This is a genomic window from Gilvibacter sp. (genome assembly GCF_965601605.1).
Taxonomy (GTDB): Bacteria; Bacteroidota; Bacteroidia; order Flavobacteriales; family Flavobacteriaceae; genus Gilvibacter.
On sequence record NZ_CBFCWJ010000025.1, the window covers coordinates 21,428 to 39,552 of the forward strand.

Genomic DNA, 18,125 nt, shown 5'->3' on the forward strand with positions numbered 1-18,125 from the left:
TGCCAACAAGCAAGGGCTTTTTTCTATGCTCGAAGTCTCCATTGAACAATTCAGCTATGACCAACAGGAACATCTGTTGGGTCCTCTTAAATTCCATTTGGAAGCTGGGGAACATTTAGCCATTTTAGGAGAAAGTGGCAGCGGTAAATCTACTCTGCTGCATTTGATCTACGGTCTAATGGATCTAGAATCTGGCCATATTAAATGGAAGGGAAATCCTGTTCTAGGGCCCAAAGATCAACTGGTTCCCGGCGCTCCATTCATGAAGCTGGTAGCTCAAGAGGCCAATGTGATGCCCTATACCACTGTTAGAGAGAATATTCAAGAGCACTTTTCCAGACGCAATCCGGAGCAAGAAGCAGCAAGAACCGAGCAGCTACTCGAGCTTTTAGATCTGGTGCCTTTTGCCAAACAGAAGGTGAAATCACTTAGTGGCGGTCAAAAGCAACGCGTGGCCATAGCTAAAGCCTTGGCCTTGGTTCCTGAAATCCTGCTTTTGGATGAGCCCTTTGCACATATTGATGAGTTTAGACGCTCTCGCCTAAGACGGCTTTTATACAATTATTTGAAGCAAGAAGGAATCACCTGCATCACCGCCACACACGACGCCAATGAGGCCTTGAGCTTTGCAGATAAGGTTCTGATTTTAGAGGCAGGAAGTGTTTCTTTTTACGGAGCTCCACAAGAATTGTATAAAAATGTATCCAGCGCCTATCAAGCGGGATTCTTTGGAGAAATCAACGCACTAAAAGACGGACGCTATCTGTTCCCGCATCAACTTGTGTCAGTTTCTGAATCCGCCGATTTCTCTGCCACAGTTCGCGCCAGTTATTTCAAAGGAAGTCACTATCTTATTCATGCTAAAAACGGGACTCAAGAGTATTTCTTCAATTCTTCCGACGCTTTAGAACCGGGTACACAAGTCCAACTAAAAATTCAAGATTAATGCGCTTTTTAAACCCTATTCCACCAGTTAAAGTGGTCTTCTCTATTGCTGTGGTTCTCCTAGGAGCCTATTTGCTCACTCAAGGCACCATGTTTGGTCTGATCTTAATGGGAGTTGCAGCGCGTTTGTCCTTGAGAGAGGGAGCGGAGGTAAACGTCTTTGAAAAGAAATACCGCCACTTGTATTCGGTTTGGGGAGTGACTATTGGCAGTTGGAAACCTTTGCCAGAGATTGAATATGTTTCTGTCTTTAAGACGGTAAAAAACTACCGCGCTCGTGTTTGGGTTGCCGAGGCCGCTATGGGAAAGACCGTGTACCGCATCAACCTATTTTATCAAAGAAACAAACACATTACTGTATACGAAGGGGATACTAAAGAGGACGCCATGGATAAGGCCGATGGCATTGCTGCATCATTGAACATTGAAGTCTATGACGCTACGCGTGATAACGATTAATAAATTGCTTTGATCTCTTGGCTCTTGCCGTTCCAAGAAAATGAATCACCGGCCGCTTTTCCTAACAACAGTTGTCCAATAGGACTCTGGGGCGCGATTGCCCAGTAAGTTTGATCTTTTAAGACTAATGCTCCCGCAGGAATCGACAAGAAATACCATTGCTGATCTGTTTCAACTAAGCTGCCTAAATGGACTCTTCCCGTCACGGAATCCGTTACAATTTTTGAAAGCACCAAGCGCTGCTGATCCAAGACCTTGAACTGCTGCCCCAACTTCTCAGTCTGCAGTTGTAAATGGGCGCGCTCCGTGTTGTGTTTGTCTCCAGCACTGCTCTTTACGGCTCCAGACATAGATTCATCCACGGCTGCTTGAGCTTGCTTCAGGCCTTGCAAACGTTTGTCTAATGAAGCATGACAAAGCTGTAATAAGTCTTCTTTATTTGGCGCCAATGTCTTTGGGTGTTTCTGATTCAAATTCCAAGGGTCCAAAGTTAATCATCTGCTTGCTGATCCAACGCTTTCTCTTTGAAATATACCCCGATGGATTCACCGGGCGGTAGCTTCTTGGATTGGGTAAAATCGCTGCTAGGGCGGTGGCTTGATCCTTGGAGAGATCTGCAGCCTCTTTGTCAAACCAATGCTGAGCTGCAGCATGGGCACCGTATACATTCGGGCCAAATTCAATGCTGTTCAAATAGACTTCCAAAATCCGCTCTTTGCTCCAATAGGTCTCGATTAGAAAAGTAAAATACGCTTCAAATCCTTTCCGAACCCAGGAACGCTGCGGCCATAAAAAGACATTCTTTGCCGTTTGTTGACTGATGGTGCTCGCCCCGCGTAAGGCCTTGCCTTCTTTATTGCTAGCCTGGGCTTTTTTAATGGCTGCAACATCAAATCCATTGTGGTTTAAAAACTGTTGATCCTCCGCACAAATCACTGCTTTTTGTAATTCAGGACTGATCTGCTCCAAGGCGATCCACTCGTGTTGGACTGGCGCAGGCTCCTCCTGTTGAAAATATCGAATGGCCATTAGTGGAGTTGCGGGAACAGGCAAGTAACGATACGCCAAAACCCAGAGGTTGGACAAAACCAGAAACCAAAAGAAGCTCTTGAATAAAAAACGAATGAATTTGCGCATTAATCGATAAGATTGGCCAACGCTTGGCCGGTATCCGCACCAATAGCAACCCCCATTCCTCCAAGACGAATTCCGCAGAAAACACGGTTAGAAAGCTGCTTGACAATGGGCGCTTTTTTACTACCCACTCCCATAATACCGCTCCAGCGCTGTTCAATTTTAACGTCTTTCCCGGGTAAAATCGTATGGCGTAACAGTAAATCTAAAGCATTTTGTATGCGCTCTGTGGTCTCCATGGCGGTGGTGGTCTCTCCTTCCACATCCAAATTGCGTCCGCCGCCAAAGAGAATTCTGTTGTCAATATTGCGGAAGTAATAATAACCGCGATCTAAATGAAAGGTGCCGTTAAAATGCAGCTCTGGAATAGGTTCTGTGATCAATACTTGAGCCCGAGCTGGTTTGAGATCTTCTTGTAAAAGACTTCCTGCCAAACCATTGGTGGCTATCAAACAGCGACCAACAGTGATCTCAGTCGCATCATTGAGTTGTAGTTTCACACCAGAAACATCGTCAGATATAGCACTGACTGCCGCACCATTGATGATCTGAATATTATGAGCCTCTGCCTTTTGGATCAAAGCCTGCATCATGGCTCCGGTGTCTATCTTTCCTTCAAACTGATTGAAGATGAGCTTGGATTGAAGCTGATTGAATCCGAAGCTATTATCCACAGCGCTAAAGACAGGAGCCTTAAAAATTGGATCGAGTAAAGTGTTCATGCTTGCTACAGCGGCCAAACTTGCTTCATACAGCTCCGCATCTTCTTGGGTAAAGAGCTCATAACCGCCACAAGGATCATAGGCCAAGGCGGTGTTGCCTAATAGCGATTTTAAGCTTTCCAGCCCGTTCACGCGCTTTTTAACCAACTCTAACACTTCTTGCTCGCTGTGCGAAGAAAGATCGTCTAAGAGCTCAGAAACGCTTCCGAAACAGGCAAAGCCCGCATTCTTGGTGCTGGCTCCAGAAGGCAGCATTCCCCGCTCCAAAACGGTGATCTTTGCCTCACTGTATCTCTGGCGCAAAGCTAAAGCGGCAGAAAGGCCTACGATACCGCTACCAATTATGGCAAAATCAATATCCTTAAACCAGGTTTTATGTTCCCAATAGGAAAGCGTCATTTCTTAGCCTTTTAGCAATGATGATAAATATGAGCATAAACAGCGGAATGGAGAGCGCAAAATAAATACCCAAAGTCTTGAGGCCGATCATTACCACAATAACTGAGGTCACTACAAAAGCAATATGTTTAAAATAGCCCTCTCGCATGGACTAAAAATAAAAAAATCCGAAGCCAAAAGACTCCGGATTTCTCAATATCTCTAAAAGAAGATTTACTCTTCTTCTGGTTCGCGCATTTCAAAGTCGTTCATGAATGCCGTGGTATAGTTTCCTTCTACGTAGGCGTCTTCTTCCATGAGTTGACGGTGGAACGGAATGGTCGTTTTGATTCCCTCAATCACAAACTCATCCAAAGCGCGCTTCATTTTGGCGATCGCCTCCTCACGCGTTTGCGCAGTAACGATCAATTTAGCGATCATGGAATCGTAGTTTGGTGGAATCATGTATCCAGCATATACGTGAGTATCTAAACGAACTCCGTGTCCTCCTGGTGCATGCAAAACGGTGATGCGACCTGGTGAAGGTCTAAAGTCATTATAAGGATCCTCTGCATTGATACGACACTCAATAGAGTGCAATTGCGGATAGTAGTTCTTTCCAGATATCTTTACACCAGCAGCTACTTTAATCTGCTCGCGGATCAAATCGTGATCAACAACCTCTTCGGTAATCGGGTGTTCCACCTGAATACGCGTGTTCATTTCCATGAAGTAGAAGTTGCGGTGCTTATCTACTAAGAATTCTACCGTTCCTGCTCCTTCGTAGTTGATGTATTCTGCTGCTTTTACTGCGGCTTTACCCATGGCATCACGCAACTCATCAGTCATGAATGGAGAAGGAGTTTCTTCCGTTAATTTTTGGTGACGACGCTGTACAGAACAGTCACGCTCACTGAGGTGACAGGCTTTTCCTGTAGAATCTCCAACTACTTGGATCTCGATATGGCGCGGCTCTTCAATGAGTTTTTCCATGTACATATCGTCGTTTCCAAAGGCAGCCTTACTCTCTTGGCGAGCAGACTCCCAAGCAGCTTGAAGGTCTTCTTCTTTCCATACGGCGCGCATTCCTTTTCCTCCTCCACCGGCACTAGCTTTAAGCATAACAGGGTATCCTGTTTCTACTGCGAGCTTTTTGCAGGTTTCAAAGTCTGGAATTACACCGTCTGAACCAGGAACACAAGGTACTCCAGCAGCTTTCATTGTAGCTTTTGCAGAAGCTTTGTCTCCCATACGGTCAATCATTTCTGCGGAGGCACCGATGAATTTGATCTCGTGCTCTTCACAGATCTTGGAGAACTTGGCATTCTCAGATAAGAACCCGTATCCCGGGTGAATCGCATCAGCATTGGTGATCTCTGCTGCAGCGATGATGTTCGATATTTTTAGATAGGATTCTGAACTCGCTGGCGGTCCAATACATACAGCCTCGTCAGCAAAACGCACGTGAAGGCTATCGGCATCGGCAGTAGAATATACAGCTACCGTCTTAATCCCCATCTCTTTACAGGTTCGGATAACGCGCAAGGCGATCTCTCCCCGATTGGCAATCAGTATTTTTTTAAACATAACACTGTGATTTTTTGCATCAGTCCGGAAGGACTAACGCACTATATAATCCGATTTGACTATGATGGGTCGATTAAGAATAGTGGCTGATCAAATTCAACTGGAGAAGAATCCTCAACTAGGATCTTCACAATTTTACCAGACACTTCTGATTCGATCTCGTTAAACAACTTCATGGCTTCGATAACACAAAGCACATCGCCGTTTCCTATACTGTCTCCTACCTCAACAAACATTGGTTTGTCTGGCGCCGGACGGCGGTAGAAAGTTCCAATAATAGGGGATTTGATCGTAACGTATTTTGAATCGTCACTAGCAGGTGCAGCTTCTGCAGCAGGTGCGGCGGCTTCAGCAGCCGGAGCCGGTGCAGCAGCAACAGGTGCAGCGGCAACAGGAGCGGCAGCAGGGATCTGCTGAATGTAAGTGGCCTCAGGACCTTTGCTCTCCATCCCAGTGCGGATGGTGATCTTAAACTCGTCCGTCTCCAATTTTACCTCGTTTGCGCCAGACTTGGCTACAAACTTGATCAGATTCTGAATATCCTTAATTTCCATCGGATTTTGTTTTTTTAGTTTATTAGGTTGTGGTTTTTATGAATCGTATGCCCAGGTCAAATAAATAGATCCCCAGGTAAATCCGCCTCCAAAAGAAGCAAAGATCAATTTGTCTCCTTTTTTAAGCTGTTTTTCGTAATCGTATAAACATAGCGGAAGGGTTGCCGAAGTGGTGTTCCCGTAACGCTCAATGTTCATCATCACCTTGTTGTCATCCAACCCCATACGGCGGGCCGTTGCATCAATGATGCGTTTGTTGGCTTGATGAGGAACCAGCCAGGCAACATCATCACCGGTCAGTTCATTGCGTTCTAAGATCTTCGCAGCTCCGTCTGCCATATTGGATACAGCAAATTTGAACACGGTTTTTCCGTCTTGGAACACATAGTGCTTTTTGGCGTCTACGGTTTCGTGAGATGCCGGCAGGATTGATCCCCCTGCATCGATCTTCAAATGCTCACGGCCAATCCCGTCGCTTCTGAGGACCTCATCTTGCAATCCGTAGCCTTCTTCATTAGGCTCAAAAAGCACAGCGCCACCTCCATCACCAAAGATGATACAAGTGGCACGATCTTCATAATCAATAATTGAAGACATCTTGTCCGCTCCAATGAGCAGTACTTTTTTATAGCGACCCGATTCAATGTAGCGGGCTGCTGTGGACATTCCGTATAGGAAACTCGAGCAAGCCGCAACTAAATCATATGAAAAAGCGTTTACGGCTCCTATCTGAGAGGCTACGTAAACGCCTGTTGCTGCTACCGGCATATCCGGAGTCGCTGTGGCCATAATGACCATGTCAATATCTTTTGGGTCGGTGCCGCTTTTCTCAAGGACATCTTGTGCGGCTTTGATAGCCAAATAAGAAGTTCCTTTGTTGCTGTCCTTTAATAGGCGGCGTTCTTTGATTCCGGTACGGGTGGTAATCCATTCGTCGTTCGTATCAACCATAGTTTCCAGAATCTGGTTGGTCAGTACGTAATCTGGCAGGTAGCCCCCGACAGCGGTAATAGCTGCTGTGATCTTACTCATTTTACAGAATTCAGTACACAAAAAAAGGCATTATTGCCTTAAAAGGAAGTGAAAATAACGAATTTTAGACAAAAACAAGCCAAAATTGGCTCATTTATGACATTTTTGGCTACTTGTAATAAAAAACTCTCGCGAATCAAAAATTTTGACCGCGAGAGTAATATTTTACAAAACAGGTACTACTATGCTTCTGCAGACTCGGTATCGTCAATAAGAACCTGTCCACGGTAGTATAGCTTTCCTTCGTGCCAGTGCGCTCTGTGATATAAGTGCGTCTCTCCTGTAGTAGGATCAGTGGCCAATTGAGGTGCAGTAGCTTTATAGTGCGTTCTGCGCTTATCTCTTCTGGTTTTAGAGATTTTTCTCTTAGGATGTGCCATTACTTATTTATTTATCCGTTAATAATTTCTTTAAATCGTCCCAACGCGGATCAGTTTGATCATCGTCAGTTTGTTCTGCCTGATTATTCAGGCTGAGTTCTTCTAACTTCTCTAGAGCTTCTGATTTTAAGGTGCCGTCTGCAACTCCGGGATGAACCCTTTTTGCTGGAACAGCTAGCACAAGACTCTCATATATATATTGTGCTATTTCAACCTCGTAACTGCCGTGAGGCAAAATCAAAAGATCTTCTTCTTCATCATTGTACTCTTGTCCAAACTTAACTACCAAATCAAAATTACCAGAAATTGGCTGATCATAAGGCTCATTGGTCAAGTCACAATTGATGTTGACAGTTCCTTCAAACTGAAAATGCAAGTCCAAAAGGGTGCTTTTCTTTTCCAGTTCTAGGTCAACTTTTACGTCGGCCTGATGGAACTCATCATACTCAAAGTGCTCAAAGAACGCGTTGTCTATCTGATAGTCAAACTGATGGGCGCCTATTTTGAGGCCCACAAACGGGATAGTATATGCTTTCAATTCCTTCACAATCAACTCGTTTACGATCCCGTCTCTATCAAAGACGGCTGCAAAGATAATAATTTATTTAGAAGTTATTAGAACTTTTCACATCAGCGCGAAAAATTCGAATCACTTCTACTGGAGTATTGCTGGCCTATCTTTTCTTCGCTAAAACCTTACGGGCTCTTTTCTGCAAAGGATTAGCGCTCAACTCTAAATATTCTTGTCGGGTCTTATAGATCTGAATAGCACTGAACACAGCTTCTTTAAATGAACTGTAATCGGCCTCGCCTTTTCCGGCCTTGTCATAGGCTGTACCGTGGTCTGGAGAGGTGCGTATTTTATGAAGCCCCGCCGTATAGTTCACTCCCTGTCCAAAGGAAAGGGTTTTGAAGGGCACTAAGCCTTGGTCGTGATAGGCGGCAATGATGGCGTCAAAGTGCAAATGATTTTTGGTCCCAAAGAAGCTGTCTGCCGCATACGGGCCGTATACCAAGGTACCCTCTTCATTGAGTTTGGCCAAAGTTGGTCGAACCACCTCATCGTCCTCTTTACCAATAACTCCGTTATCCCCAGTATGTGGGTTGATCCCCAAGACGGCCACTTTTGGTGTAATGATACCAAAGTCTTGTTTTAATGTCTGAGTCACCGTTTTGATTTTGGTCTCAATGAGCTCCGGAGTAATGGCTGCGGAAACGTCTTTGACCGGTAAGTGGTCTGTCAAAAGGCCAACACGCAAAGATTCACTGATCATGAACATCATGCTATTGCCTTCCAGTTCCTGGTTGAGATAATCTGTATGACCAGGAAACTTAAAGTCTTCTGCTTGAATATTGTGTTTGTGAATAGGCGCAGTGACCAAAACATCAATTTTGTCTTCCTTAAGAGCGCGGACTGCAGACTTGAAACTCTTTATAGCATAAGCACCAGCTTCTGGGTGTTCTTCTCCAAACTGAACGTTCACGCCTTCTTTCCAAACATTAAAGACGTTGATCTTCTTGTGAGCGATCTGATCCAACTTGTGAATGCCGTGCAGATTCATCTGCAAACCAAAATGCTTTTTGTAAAAGGACATCAGCTTTACTGAAGCAAAGATCACGGGAGTGCAGAACTCCAACATGCGGGAATCCAAAAAGGTTTTAAGAATGATCTCCCCACCAATTCCGTTGAGATCTCCTATGGAAATTCCTACTGTGATCTGTTCTTTTTTACTCAAAGCTTTTGGGTCTTAAACCGCCTTTAGTTCTGCAACAGCAGCTGGGCGATTATTCGTATTTTTGTACTACAAAGTTAACAACAATATTAAGATGTTTACAGGGATCATTGAAGAAGTAGCAGAAGTAGTAAAAATTGAGCGCGATGGTGGAAATATTCACATCAGCATGCAAGCGCAAATGACGCCGGAGTTGCAGATCGATCAAAGTGTGGCGCATAACGGTGTTTGCCTGACCGTAGTTGCCATTAATGGTAACCAATATACGGTTACGGCTATTGATGAAACCCTTCAAAAATCCAATCTTGGAGAACTGGCTGTGGGCAGTGGTGTAAACTTAGAACGTGCCATGAAAATGGGGGCGCGTTTGGATGGGCACATTGTTCAAGGGCATGTAGATCAAACAGCGACCTGTATCGCAACAGAAACTTTGGACGGCTCTTGGACCTATAGATTTAGACATGATCTGATCCCAGGAAACCTGACGATAGAAAAAGGGTCAATTACTGTAAATGGTGTGAGTCTTACGGTGGTAGACAGCACGGATACCGAATTTAGTGTGGCAATCATTCCCTACACGCATAAACATACAAATTTCCACGCGCTAAAAGCAGGCGATACGGTCAATCTAGAATTTGATGTTGTGGGAAAATACGTTCAGAAATTGCTAGGACAATCTAGCTAAGACGTTTTCTTCGGTAAGCAATAAAGACACCTAGCGCGACGCCAAAAATAAGCAATACAAAACTTGATGCATCTATGGGAAGCCCCGGTGGCGGGGGGCCCGTAGGCGGTGGTGGACTCTGGGCAGCTATTGTTTGGGGCAACAGCAAACACAGTCCTAAGACTGTTATTTTTACGATTTGGGGTCGCATAATCGGGTTCTAATGTACTAATTTTTTTAAAATCGCAAAGGAAAAGCTTCTTTCCAAGCGAATTAGTAACAGTTATTTTACAATCTAGTGGACCCAGAAGGGCTCGAACCTTCGACCCCCTGATTATGAGTCAGGTGCTCTAACCAGCTGAGCTATGGGTCCTGAATTAGTGTGCAAATGTAAAATTAGTTAATTGATCCGCAAACTATTTAATTCAATTTCTCTCCTGACACAACTCTACCAGAACACCATTACTGGATTTTGGATGTAAAAACGCAATGATTTTATTGTCAGCCCCTTGCTTAGGGGTTTCATTCAAAACGCGGAAGCCTTCTTTTTTGAGCCGATCGATCTCGGCTTCTATATCATCTACAGCAAAAGCAATATGATGGATCCCTTCTCCCCTTTTCTCAATAAACTTCGCAATTGGGCTTTCAGGATTGGTCGCGGCCAAAAGTTCGATTTTAGACTCTCCACACTGAAAAAATGAGGTATCTACCCCTTCTGATTCTACCGATTCGACTTTATAATGGGGTTTGCCCAAAAGTGCGGCATACACTTTGTTTGCAGATTCCAGATCCTTCACAGCAATTCCTATGTGTTCAATTTTTGTCATTAACCTTAATTTCAATTGTGCTAGAATAATGTATTCAATAAGTAAATATGCTACTTTTGTCCTATGAACGAAAGCAATCGGCAGAAAAAAATAGCAGGAATCCTGCAAAGCGATATCGCAAACTTGATCCAAAAGATGTTACGTGAGGCTGGGCAGGCCCAAGTTGTCGTGTCTGTCACTAAAGTGAATGTGACTGTTGATCTGTCTATTGCCAAAGTTTACCTGAGCATTTTTCCGGCCCAACACGCTAAGGGGATGATGGAAGAGATCAAAACGGTGACTCCAAACATCAAACATCAGTTGGCACAACTTACCCGAGACCAATTGCGAAAAATGCCCGATCTGATCTTTTATCTGGACGATTCACTAGAGTATATTGAATCTATAGACAAAGCCCTTGAAGGGGAACACGACCCTGTTAAAAATCCGGACCTGCTGGGGAGAAGAAAAAAATCCTGAGTTGAATACGCCCTTCTACATTGCAAGGCGTTACCTCTGGAGCAAAAGCAACAACAACGCCATTAACAAGATCACGCGGATTGCCGCTGTGGGAGTTATTGTTGCAACTGCAGCTCTTTACATTGTGCTTTCTGGCTTTGCTGGTTTGCGCGATTTTTCATTGAGTTTTACCAACGTATTTGATGCTGATCTAAAGGTTTATCCGCAGACGGGTAAAACGATCCGAACTGATGGCAACTTGAGACAAGCCATCTTACAGACCGATGGCGTCCTGGCCTTAACGCAAATAGTGGAAGAGCGCGTTTATCTGAACTTTAAAGGCAAGAATCATATCGCTACTATAAAAGGTGTGGATGATCGCTTTGAAGCTGTTGTGCCGGTAGACAGCATGCTTTTTATCAATGATTGGTTCCGCAGCGGTGAGAATGAAGCGGTTATTGGGCTTACAACTTCAGTAAAATTATCTCTAGGAACTTATGACTACAGTGAACTTTTGGAGATCTATGCGCCTAAACCTGGAACGGGTCAAATTCTAGATCCACAGCAAGCCTTTAGAAAAGAACGCGTAGTGGTCACCGGAGTCTACAATGTGAATGAAGACGTTGATGACACCTATATATTTGCGGACATCAATTTAGCCCGAAGGCTATTGGATTATGACGAAAACACAGTTTCTGGCTTTGAGATCAAACTAGATCCTGGTGCCGATCCAGAAGCAGTCAAAACAGCCTTAACACAGCACTTTGGAAATCCTGTAGATATCAAAACTCGCCTCCAACAAAACGATGCGCTTTACAAAATGCTCAACACAGAGAATGTCGCGGTATATTTAATCTTCACCTTGGTTTTAATTATCGCTTTATTCAATGTTATCGGCGCTATCATCATGATGATTCTGGACAAGAAAGGAAACTTAAAGACCCTGCAAAATCTTGGATTGCTAGGGTCTGAGATTAGAAAAATCTTTTATTATCAAGGCATACTGCTTACTGCTGTAAGTGGTGTTATTGGGCTTGCGCTAGGCTTTATTATTGTCTGGTGCCAGTTGCAATTTGGTTGGGTCGCCATAACAGCAACTCTTGCTTATCCTGTAAAGCCCACTGTATTAAACGCCATAGTAGTTTTAGCCACAATGTTAGTGCTAGGCGTTATTGCTGCCAATATTGCCTCCAGAAACGTCAATGAAAAGATGTTGTCTAAAATCTAGGCAAACTGAAAATCCGCAAAGCGTTCCAAAACCTCATCAAAAGTGGCGAAGACATCAGCAGAATGATCGCTGGTCACCATTTTGGTTCGGTACTCTTTAAAATGAGGAATCCCTTTAAAGTAATTGGTGTAATGACGGCGGGTTTCAAAAACTCCCAGCTTTTCACCCTTCCAGTCAATAGACATTTGTAAATGACGTTTTGCAGCTTCCACTCGCTCTTGCAGTGTTGGTGGAGCAAGGTGTTCTCCGGTTTCAAAGTAATGCTTGACTTCTCTAAAGAACCAAGGATATCCAATACTGGCACGTCCAATCATTGCTCCGTCTAATCCGTAGTCGTCACGCATCTCCACGGCGCGTTCGGGAGAGTTCACATCTCCATTTCCAAAAACAGGAATGTGCATGCGCGGATTGTTCTTTACCTCAGCGATAGGGCGCCAATCGGCATTACCCTTATACATCTGGGCTCGAGTTCTGCCGTGAATCGAAATGGCCTTACAGCCAACATCTTGGAGTCGTTCTGCAACCTCAACGATCTTAATGCTGTCGTGGTCCCAACCCAAGCGCGTCTTTACCGTTACAGGCAAGTGCGTGCGTTCTACCATGGCCTTAGTGAGTTTCACCATAAGGTCAATGTCTTTTAAGATCCCGGCTCCGGCTCCTTTTGAAACCACTTTCTTTACCGGACACCCAAAGTTGATGTCAATAATATCTGGTTTGGAAGCAGTAACGATATCTACGGATTGCAACATGGAGTCCATATTGGCTCCAAAGATCTGAATCCCTACAGGGCGTTCCTTTTCGTAAATATCCAATTTGATGACGCTTTTGGCGGCATCGCGGATGAGTCCTTCTGAAGAAATAAACTCAGTGTACACTACATCTGCGCCTTGTTCCTTGCACAGGGCGCGGAACGGCGGATCACTTACATCTTCCATCGGTGCGAGCAATAAAGGGAACTCGCCTACATCTATGTCTCCTATCTTGGCCATTGGCTGCAAAATTACGTAAAATCAGATTCTTACAAAATGCTACTAAAAGCCGCGCTTTTGCACTATCTTTGCGCAAAATCGCCCCAAAGGCAAGTATATGAAGCACTTTCGCAACTTTTGCATCATCGCGCATATCGACCACGGAAAATCTACCTTGGCCGACAGACTTTTGGAATATACGGGTTCGGTAACTGAACGTGAGAGTCAAAACCAACTCTTAGACAATATGGATCTCGAACGTGAACGCGGGATAACTATTAAAAGTCACGCGATTCAAATGGAGTACGTTTATGAAGGAGAGACTTATGTCCTGAACTTGATTGATACTCCGGGTCACGTTGATTTTAGCTATGAGGTTTCAAGATCTATTGCAGCCTGTGAAGGAGCACTATTGGTTGTTGACGCTGCTCAGAGCATTCAGGCGCAGACCATCTCTAACCTCTATTTGGCTTTGGAGAATGACTTGGAGATCATTCCAGTACTTAACAAAGTGGATCTTCCGAGTGCGAATCCAGAAGAAGTGACTGATGATATTGTTGATCTTTTGGGTTGCGATGCTGAAGAAGTAATTCCTGCCAGTGCCAAGACGGGTATTGGTATTGAAGATATTTTAAACGCCATTATTGAGCGCATTCCTGCTCCTCAAGGTGATCCTGCAGCACCGCTGCAAGCGCTGATCTTTGATTCTGTTTACAATCCTTTCCGCGGAGTAGAGACCTACTTTCGAGTGATTGACGGCGAGATCCGCAAAGGGCAACAGATCAAATTCATGGCAACGGGCAAGACCTATTTTGCCGATGAAGTTGGAACCCTCAAGCTCAAACAAGCTCCGAAGCAAAAAGTAGGCGCGGGAGATGTAGGTTACCTCATCACAGGGATCAAAGATGCTCGTGATGTAAAAGTGGGTGATACTATTACTGACGCTAAGCAGCCTACAACCAAAATGATTGAAGGTTTTGAAGATGTAAAACCGATGGTATTCGCCGGAATCTATCCTGTAGATACTGAAGATTATGAAGAACTGAGAAACTCCATGGAAAAACTGCAGCTCAATGATGCTTCTTTGGTTTTCCAGCCGGAGAGTTCTGCAGCGCTTGGTTTTGGATTCCGTTGTGGATTCTTGGGGATGCTTCACTTGGAGATCATTCAAGAGCGATTGGAGCGCGAATTCAATATGACCGTAATCACTACGGTACCTAACGTATCCTATCACGCCTACACCAACAAAGAACCGGATGAGGTCATTTTAGTGAATAACCCTTCTGATCTTCCTGAGCCGTCCACAATGAACCGTGTGGAAGAGCCATTCATTAAGGCGAGTATCATTACCAAGTCGGATTTTGTTGGGCCGGTAATGAGCTTGTGTATCGAAAAGCGCGGACAGATCACGAATCAAAATTACTTGACGCCAGAACGTGTAGAACTTTCTTTTGATATGCCTTTGGCGGAAATTGTATTTGATTTCTACGATCGACTCAAAACGGTATCTAAAGGATACGCCTCCTTTGACTACGCACCTATTGGAATGCGTACTTCTAATTTGGTAAAAGTAGACGTGCTACTCAACGGGAACACCGTAGATGCCCTTTCTGCACTCTTGCACAAGGACAATGCTTATGACATTGGGAAAAAGATGTGTGAGAAGCTTAAGGAGCTTATTCCACGACAGCAGTTTGACATTCCAATTCAGGCGGCTATTGGAGCTAAGATCATTGCACGTGAGACTGTAAAAGCACTGAGAAAAGACGTTACTGCCAAATGTTATGGTGGTGATATTTCCCGTAAGAGAAAGCTACTGGAAAAGCAGAAAAAAGGGAAGAAGCGTATGCGTCAGGTAGGTAATGTGGAAATCCCACAGGAAGCTTTTATGGCCGTTCTAAAACTCAACGACTAATTACAGCTCGTACCTTGTTCCGTTAGATTGGAAAGGTATACGTCATAGTCGGTATCGGTATCTTCACCGTTAACCGAGGCATCGCCATTGGCTTCTCGGCAGAGTGTAAAGGTTTGTGTCAACTCATTGCTGCAGCTTACACAAGAAACATCATCGTCTTTACAAGAAGTAAAACAAGCAAGAATAACAAGGCTCAGAACGACAACTCTTTTCATAAGGGATGGCTTTGTGAATGGGAACGTTAGAATTCCTGGTTTATTTTTTAAAACAGTCCTTCGGATTTAGCTAGGCACATTTTTCAGAACACTTTCTACATCAATGGTCTTGCCCAGGTAAGCCAACTGAGAGCCTTCTACGACTTCCATTTGTGAAGGATTGGTAATAAAACTGAGTTCGCCACTAGGCGCTTTCAAGAACAGGGCCACCATGTCTTTGTGGTCAAGAATATAGTCCAACATACGCTGAAAGACCACCTCGGAATCAATATCGATCTCTTGAATGGAAGGGTACTCATTCGCTACTCGAGTTAGGTCTGCATAGTCATGAGTGGTAGAGAGTACTTCATCCGGAGCGCTTCCGTTCTGTAAGCCCTTTTTGCGTTCCTCATCACTCATAAGGCGGAAGGATCCGTTCTCTCCTAAAGAGGCTCTGTATTTGGTCAAGGCGTATTTATTAATCTCATCATTACCGGTCATGGCAATAAGGAAACCAACGTCATTGAATTCAATATTGTCAGTCAGATCTCCTTCATAAATATTCGCATTCATGGAATCCAATCCGAGTTCACGCGCTAGACTGATATTACTCGCATTGGTGTCGATCAAAACCACATCGCGCTTGTTCTTTTTGAGATAGCTCCCTATAACTCGTGAGGGTTTAGAAGCACCCACAATGATTATAGCTTCTGATGAGGTCAAAAACACCCCAACTAAACGGGCAAAAAGTCTGGCTGTTGCGGCATTGAGTAAAACCGTGGCCAACACTACTGCAAAGACCAAGGGCGTAATGTATTCTGCGCCTCGCACGCCTTGCTCCACCAATTTGGTTCCAAAAAGTGAGGCAATACCTGCGGCCACAATACCGCGCGGACCCACCCATGAGATAAAGAGTTTTTCGTTGGTTTTTAAACTGCTGCCAATGGTAGATAGGAAGACTCCGATCGGTCTGAGTACAAAAACAATTACCGCCAAAAGCGCTGCGGTCTCCCAGGTGTAAATCAGCAATAAGTCCTCCAAAGAGATGTTAGCGGCCAATAAAATGAACAGTATAGAGATCAAAAGTACACTTAAAGACTCTTTAAAGTAAAGCAACTCCTTAAGGTTGGGAAGGTCGCTATTTCCTAAAAACATCCCCATCACAACCACAGCCAAAAGGCCTGACTCATGAGCAAAAATATCGCTTTCAACAAAGATCAAAAGCACTACAGAAAGTGCCACAACATTCAGTAGATAGTGTGGAATGAACTTCTTTTTTATGGCGTAATAAAGTGCGTATCCGCCAGAAATACCAAAGGCAAATCCTATCAGTACAATTTTACCAAACTCCACCAAAGCTTGTTTGGTGTAGCCCGCATCTCCTCCAACGCTAATAAACTCAAAGACCAATACGGCAACCAAAGCACCTATTGGATCGATCAAAATACCTTCCCATTTCAAAACGGCAGAGACATCCTTTTTAAGCGGAATATTTCTGAGAATAGGCGTGATTACCGTCGGACCGGTAACGATGATCAAAGAAGAAAATAAAAAGCTGATGCGCCAGTCAAGGCCAAAAATATAATGGGCGGCTAATCCGGCTCCCGCGAAGGTCACCACAGAGCCCAAACTGATCAACTTCCCGATCACAGGACCAATTTTAGAAACCTCTCCGCGCTTCAAGGTCAAACCGCCTTCAAAGAGAATGATACCAATCGCTAAGGATACAAAATTGAATAAATGCTGGTTGGGAAAAAGCCCTTTGTCTCCGTTAAAAATAGGTTGGATCCACTGGGCTCCATCCTCAGAGATTAAGGTAGAAATTGGACCCACGAACAAACCGATCAAAATCAGCGGTAAAATGGCAGGAATCTTAAATTTCCAGGCCACCCATTGGGCCAAAATTCCTAAAACAATTATCCCTGCTAATTCAATCATGTGCTGCGGTTTGGTTGTCTAAAAATAACAAGAATTGGCGGCAATGAACCAAATAGTGCTAAAATTGTTAAAATACTGCGTTAACAATCCCAAAAATCTGAGGCTTAATCGGGGAAGAGTCTTTGTCTTTTAGTAATTTGCGTAACTTTTGTTAAAGAGAATGACCCTCTACCCTATTGAATCCGGAAATTTCAAGTTAGACGGAGGAGCCATGTTTGGTGTGGTTCCCAAATCACTTTGGACACGAACCAATCCGGCAGATGCTAACAATATGATCGATATGGCAGCACGCTGCCTGCTCATAGAAGATGGCGATCGATTGATCTTGATCGATACGGGAATGGGTAATAAGCAATCCGAAAAATTCTTCGGCTACTATTACCTTTGGGGAGATTACAATTTAGAAGGTTCTTTGGCAAAGCACGGATTTCATCCGGATGATATCACCGACGTCTTTATGACCCATTTGCATTTTGATCACTGCGGAGGTTCTGTAGTTTGGAACGCAGACAAAAGTGGATACCGTCCCGCGTTTAAAAACGCTAAATACTGGACCAACAAATCTCACTGGGATTGGGCCGTAAATCCGAATGCGCGTGAAAAGGCCTCTTTTTTGAAAGAGAACATCATGCCGCTAGAAGAAAGCGGACAATTGCATTTTGTGGATCCACAAGGTTTGCCTTATGCGGAGTCAAGCGAATTGGGCTTTGGAATACTTTTTGCCGATGGACACACGGAAAAACAAATGATCCCGCACATCAAATACAAAGGGAAGACCTTAGTTTTTATGGCAGATCTGCTCCCAACAGCTGGACATGTTCCGCTTCCCTATGTGATGGGATATGATACGCGCCCATTGTTGACCTTGGATGAAAAAGCTGCTTTTTTGGATCGGGCAGCGAACGAGGATTTGTACTTGTTTTTAGAACACGATCCGCATCATGAAATTATTACGGTCAAGCACACCGAGAAAGGCGTGCGATTTGACCAAGCACATACATTTAACAACTTATTTAATTAATGATACCT

21 protein-coding genes and 1 tRNA gene are annotated in these 18,125 nt (G+C 44.2%); 7 read left to right on the forward strand and 15 right to left on the reverse strand.

Features of this window, described 5'->3' with window-relative positions:
* Positions 1 to 25 precede the first annotated feature (25 nt).
* Together ACSLP7_RS06625 and ACSLP7_RS06630 are read left to right on the forward strand one after the other, a co-directional pair.
* Positions 26 to 946 carry an ABC transporter ATP-binding protein gene (locus ACSLP7_RS06625; RefSeq protein ID WP_435578576.1) on the forward strand — a complete coding sequence of 307 codons (921 nt, stop codon included), beginning with the start codon at positions 26 to 28 and terminating at the stop codon, positions 944 to 946.
* On the forward strand, positions 946 to 1,404 hold the full coding sequence (locus ACSLP7_RS06630) for a hypothetical protein (RefSeq protein ID WP_435578577.1): 459 nt from the start codon (positions 946 to 948) through the stop codon (positions 1,402 to 1,404). The genes ACSLP7_RS06625 and ACSLP7_RS06630 overlap by 1 nt, the downstream gene beginning before the upstream one ends.
* Here the strand turns inward: ACSLP7_RS06630 and ACSLP7_RS06635 are convergent.
* From ACSLP7_RS06635 to pdxA, 10 genes are all read right to left on the reverse strand, one after another.
* Complete coding sequence (locus ACSLP7_RS06635; protein WP_435578578.1) at positions 1,401 to 1,853, reverse strand: 3-oxoacyl-ACP synthase; 453 nt, start codon at positions 1,851 to 1,853, stop codon at positions 1,401 to 1,403. The two genes, ACSLP7_RS06630 and ACSLP7_RS06635, sit on opposite strands and share 4 nt — an antisense overlap.
* Positions 1,840 to 2,541, reverse strand: a complete 702-nt coding sequence (gene mtgA, locus ACSLP7_RS06640) for a monofunctional biosynthetic peptidoglycan transglycosylase (RefSeq protein ID WP_435578579.1) — start codon at positions 2,539 to 2,541, stop codon at positions 1,840 to 1,842. Before mtgA ends, ACSLP7_RS06635 begins: the two co-directional genes overlap by 14 nt.
* Entirely contained in the window at positions 2,541 to 3,659 is a 1,119-nt protein-coding gene (locus ACSLP7_RS06645) for an NAD(P)/FAD-dependent oxidoreductase (protein WP_435578580.1), read from the reverse strand. The genes mtgA and ACSLP7_RS06645 overlap by 1 nt, the downstream gene beginning before the upstream one ends.
* A complete protein-coding gene (locus ACSLP7_RS06650) occupies positions 3,634 to 3,807 on the reverse strand; it encodes a hypothetical protein (protein WP_435578581.1) in 174 nt (57 codons plus the stop codon). Before ACSLP7_RS06650 ends, ACSLP7_RS06645 begins: the two co-directional genes overlap by 26 nt.
* A 65-nt stretch (positions 3,808 to 3,872) precedes the next feature.
* Positions 3,873 to 5,225: an acetyl-CoA carboxylase biotin carboxylase subunit gene (gene accC, locus ACSLP7_RS06655; protein WP_272830925.1), complete on the reverse strand. Its 1,353-nt coding sequence runs from the start codon at positions 5,223 to 5,225 to the stop codon at positions 3,873 to 3,875.
* 59 nt (positions 5,226 to 5,284) lie between these two features.
* Entirely contained in the window at positions 5,285 to 5,779 is a 495-nt protein-coding gene (gene accB, locus ACSLP7_RS06660) for an acetyl-CoA carboxylase biotin carboxyl carrier protein (protein ID WP_272830923.1), read from the reverse strand.
* A 36-nt stretch (positions 5,780 to 5,815) separates the two neighbouring features.
* On the reverse strand, positions 5,816 to 6,811 hold the full coding sequence (locus tag ACSLP7_RS06665; RefSeq protein ID WP_272830920.1) for a beta-ketoacyl-ACP synthase III: 996 nt from the start codon (positions 6,809 to 6,811) through the stop codon (positions 5,816 to 5,818).
* Between the two features lie 182 nt (positions 6,812 to 6,993).
* A complete protein-coding gene (gene rpmF, locus ACSLP7_RS06670; RefSeq protein WP_272830918.1) occupies positions 6,994 to 7,191 on the reverse strand; it encodes a 50S ribosomal protein L32 in 198 nt (65 codons plus the stop codon).
* A gap of 7 nt (positions 7,192 to 7,198) precedes the next feature.
* A complete protein-coding gene (locus ACSLP7_RS06675; RefSeq protein ID WP_435578582.1) occupies positions 7,199 to 7,738 on the reverse strand; it encodes a YceD family protein in 540 nt (179 codons plus the stop codon).
* A 127-nt stretch (positions 7,739 to 7,865) separates the two neighbouring features.
* Positions 7,866 to 8,927: a 4-hydroxythreonine-4-phosphate dehydrogenase PdxA gene (gene pdxA, locus ACSLP7_RS06680; protein ID WP_435578583.1), complete on the reverse strand. Its 1,062-nt coding sequence runs from the start codon at positions 8,925 to 8,927 to the stop codon at positions 7,866 to 7,868.
* A gap of 91 nt (positions 8,928 to 9,018) precedes the next feature.
* On the opposite strand from pdxA, the gene ACSLP7_RS06685 reads away from it, so the two are divergent.
* Positions 9,019 to 9,609: a riboflavin synthase gene (locus ACSLP7_RS06685; RefSeq protein ID WP_435578642.1), complete on the forward strand. Its 591-nt coding sequence runs from the start codon at positions 9,019 to 9,021 to the stop codon at positions 9,607 to 9,609.
* A 278-nt stretch (positions 9,610 to 9,887) separates the two neighbouring features.
* Here the strand turns inward: ACSLP7_RS06685 and ACSLP7_RS06690 are convergent.
* Positions 9,888 to 9,961 (reverse strand) — tRNA-Ile (locus tag ACSLP7_RS06690).
* Between the two features lie 52 nt (positions 9,962 to 10,013).
* Entirely contained in the window at positions 10,014 to 10,415 is a 402-nt protein-coding gene (mce, locus tag ACSLP7_RS06695) for a methylmalonyl-CoA epimerase (protein WP_435578584.1), read from the reverse strand.
* A 63-nt stretch (positions 10,416 to 10,478) separates the two neighbouring features.
* Here mce and rbfA point away from each other — a divergent pair, with 63 nt between their 5' ends.
* Entirely contained in the window at positions 10,479 to 10,874 is a 396-nt protein-coding gene (gene rbfA, locus ACSLP7_RS06700) for a 30S ribosome-binding factor RbfA (RefSeq protein ID WP_435578585.1), read from the forward strand.
* Position 10,875: 1 nt separating this feature from the next.
* Entirely contained in the window at positions 10,876 to 12,081 is a 1,206-nt protein-coding gene (locus tag ACSLP7_RS06705) for an ABC transporter permease (RefSeq protein ID WP_435578586.1), read from the forward strand.
* Here ACSLP7_RS06705 and dusB read toward each other — a convergent pair.
* Positions 12,078 to 13,070, reverse strand: a complete 993-nt coding sequence (dusB, locus tag ACSLP7_RS06710; RefSeq protein ID WP_291182564.1) for a tRNA dihydrouridine synthase DusB — start codon at positions 13,068 to 13,070, stop codon at positions 12,078 to 12,080. The two genes, ACSLP7_RS06705 and dusB, sit on opposite strands and share 4 nt — an antisense overlap.
* A 97-nt stretch (positions 13,071 to 13,167) precedes the next feature.
* Here dusB and lepA point away from each other — a divergent pair, with 97 nt between their 5' ends.
* Complete coding sequence (gene lepA / locus ACSLP7_RS06715; RefSeq protein ID WP_272830902.1) at positions 13,168 to 14,964, forward strand: translation elongation factor 4; 1,797 nt, start codon at positions 13,168 to 13,170, stop codon at positions 14,962 to 14,964.
* Here the strand turns inward: lepA and ACSLP7_RS06720 are convergent.
* Entirely contained in the window at positions 14,961 to 15,179 is a 219-nt protein-coding gene (locus tag ACSLP7_RS06720; RefSeq protein ID WP_291182560.1) for a hypothetical protein, read from the reverse strand. The genes lepA and ACSLP7_RS06720 overlap by 4 nt on opposite strands.
* A 66-nt stretch (positions 15,180 to 15,245) precedes the next feature.
* Positions 15,246 to 17,096: a cation:proton antiporter gene (locus ACSLP7_RS06725; protein WP_435578587.1), complete on the reverse strand. Its 1,851-nt coding sequence runs from the start codon at positions 17,094 to 17,096 to the stop codon at positions 15,246 to 15,248.
* 160 nt (positions 17,097 to 17,256) lie between these two features.
* On the opposite strand from ACSLP7_RS06725, the gene ACSLP7_RS06730 reads away from it, so the two are divergent.
* Positions 17,257 to 18,117 (forward strand): MBL fold metallo-hydrolase, encoded by an 861-nt coding sequence (locus ACSLP7_RS06730; protein ID WP_435578588.1) that lies wholly within the window; start codon positions 17,257 to 17,259, stop codon positions 18,115 to 18,117.
* The last annotated feature ends 8 nt before the right edge of the window (positions 18,118 to 18,125 follow it).

Excerpts from the sequence above, each read along its gene's own strand:
- ACSLP7_RS06650 (WP_435578581.1), bottom strand. The coding sequence starts at position 3,807 with ATGCGAGAGGGCTATTTTAAACATATTGCTTTTGTAGTGACCTCAGTT.
- ACSLP7_RS06630 (WP_435578577.1), top strand. The coding sequence starts at position 946 with ATGCGCTTTTTAAACCCTATTCCACCAGTTAAAGTGGTCTTCTCTATT.
- mce (WP_435578584.1), bottom strand. The coding sequence starts at position 10,415 with ATGACAAAAATTGAACACATAGGAATTGCTGTGAAGGATCTGGAATCT.
- ACSLP7_RS06665 (WP_272830920.1), bottom strand. The coding sequence starts at position 6,811 with ATGAGTAAGATCACAGCAGCTATTACCGCTGTCGGGGGCTACCTGCCA.
- rbfA (WP_435578585.1), top strand. The coding sequence starts at position 10,479 with ATGAACGAAAGCAATCGGCAGAAAAAAATAGCAGGAATCCTGCAAAGC.
- lepA (WP_272830902.1), top strand. The coding sequence starts at position 13,168 with ATGAAGCACTTTCGCAACTTTTGCATCATCGCGCATATCGACCACGGA.
- ACSLP7_RS06625 (WP_435578576.1), top strand. The coding sequence starts at position 26 with ATGCTCGAAGTCTCCATTGAACAATTCAGCTATGACCAACAGGAACAT.
- dusB (WP_291182564.1), bottom strand. The coding sequence starts at position 13,070 with ATGGCCAAGATAGGAGACATAGATGTAGGCGAGTTCCCTTTATTGCTC.
- rpmF (WP_272830918.1), bottom strand. The coding sequence starts at position 7,191 with ATGGCACATCCTAAGAGAAAAATCTCTAAAACCAGAAGAGATAAGCGC.
- accC (WP_272830925.1), bottom strand. The coding sequence starts at position 5,225 with ATGTTTAAAAAAATACTGATTGCCAATCGGGGAGAGATCGCCTTGCGC.
- ACSLP7_RS06730 (WP_435578588.1), top strand. The coding sequence starts at position 17,257 with ATGACCCTCTACCCTATTGAATCCGGAAATTTCAAGTTAGACGGAGGA.
- ACSLP7_RS06645 (WP_435578580.1), bottom strand. The coding sequence starts at position 3,659 with ATGACGCTTTCCTATTGGGAACATAAAACCTGGTTTAAGGATATTGAT.
- ACSLP7_RS06685 (WP_435578642.1), top strand. The coding sequence starts at position 9,019 with ATGTTTACAGGGATCATTGAAGAAGTAGCAGAAGTAGTAAAAATTGAG.
- accB (WP_272830923.1), bottom strand. The coding sequence starts at position 5,779 with ATGGAAATTAAGGATATTCAGAATCTGATCAAGTTTGTAGCCAAGTCT.
- ACSLP7_RS06720 (WP_291182560.1), bottom strand. The coding sequence starts at position 15,179 with ATGAAAAGAGTTGTCGTTCTGAGCCTTGTTATTCTTGCTTGTTTTACT.
- mtgA (WP_435578579.1), bottom strand. The coding sequence starts at position 2,541 with ATGCGCAAATTCATTCGTTTTTTATTCAAGAGCTTCTTTTGGTTTCTG.
- ACSLP7_RS06725 (WP_435578587.1), bottom strand. The coding sequence starts at position 17,096 with ATGATTGAATTAGCAGGGATAATTGTTTTAGGAATTTTGGCCCAATGG.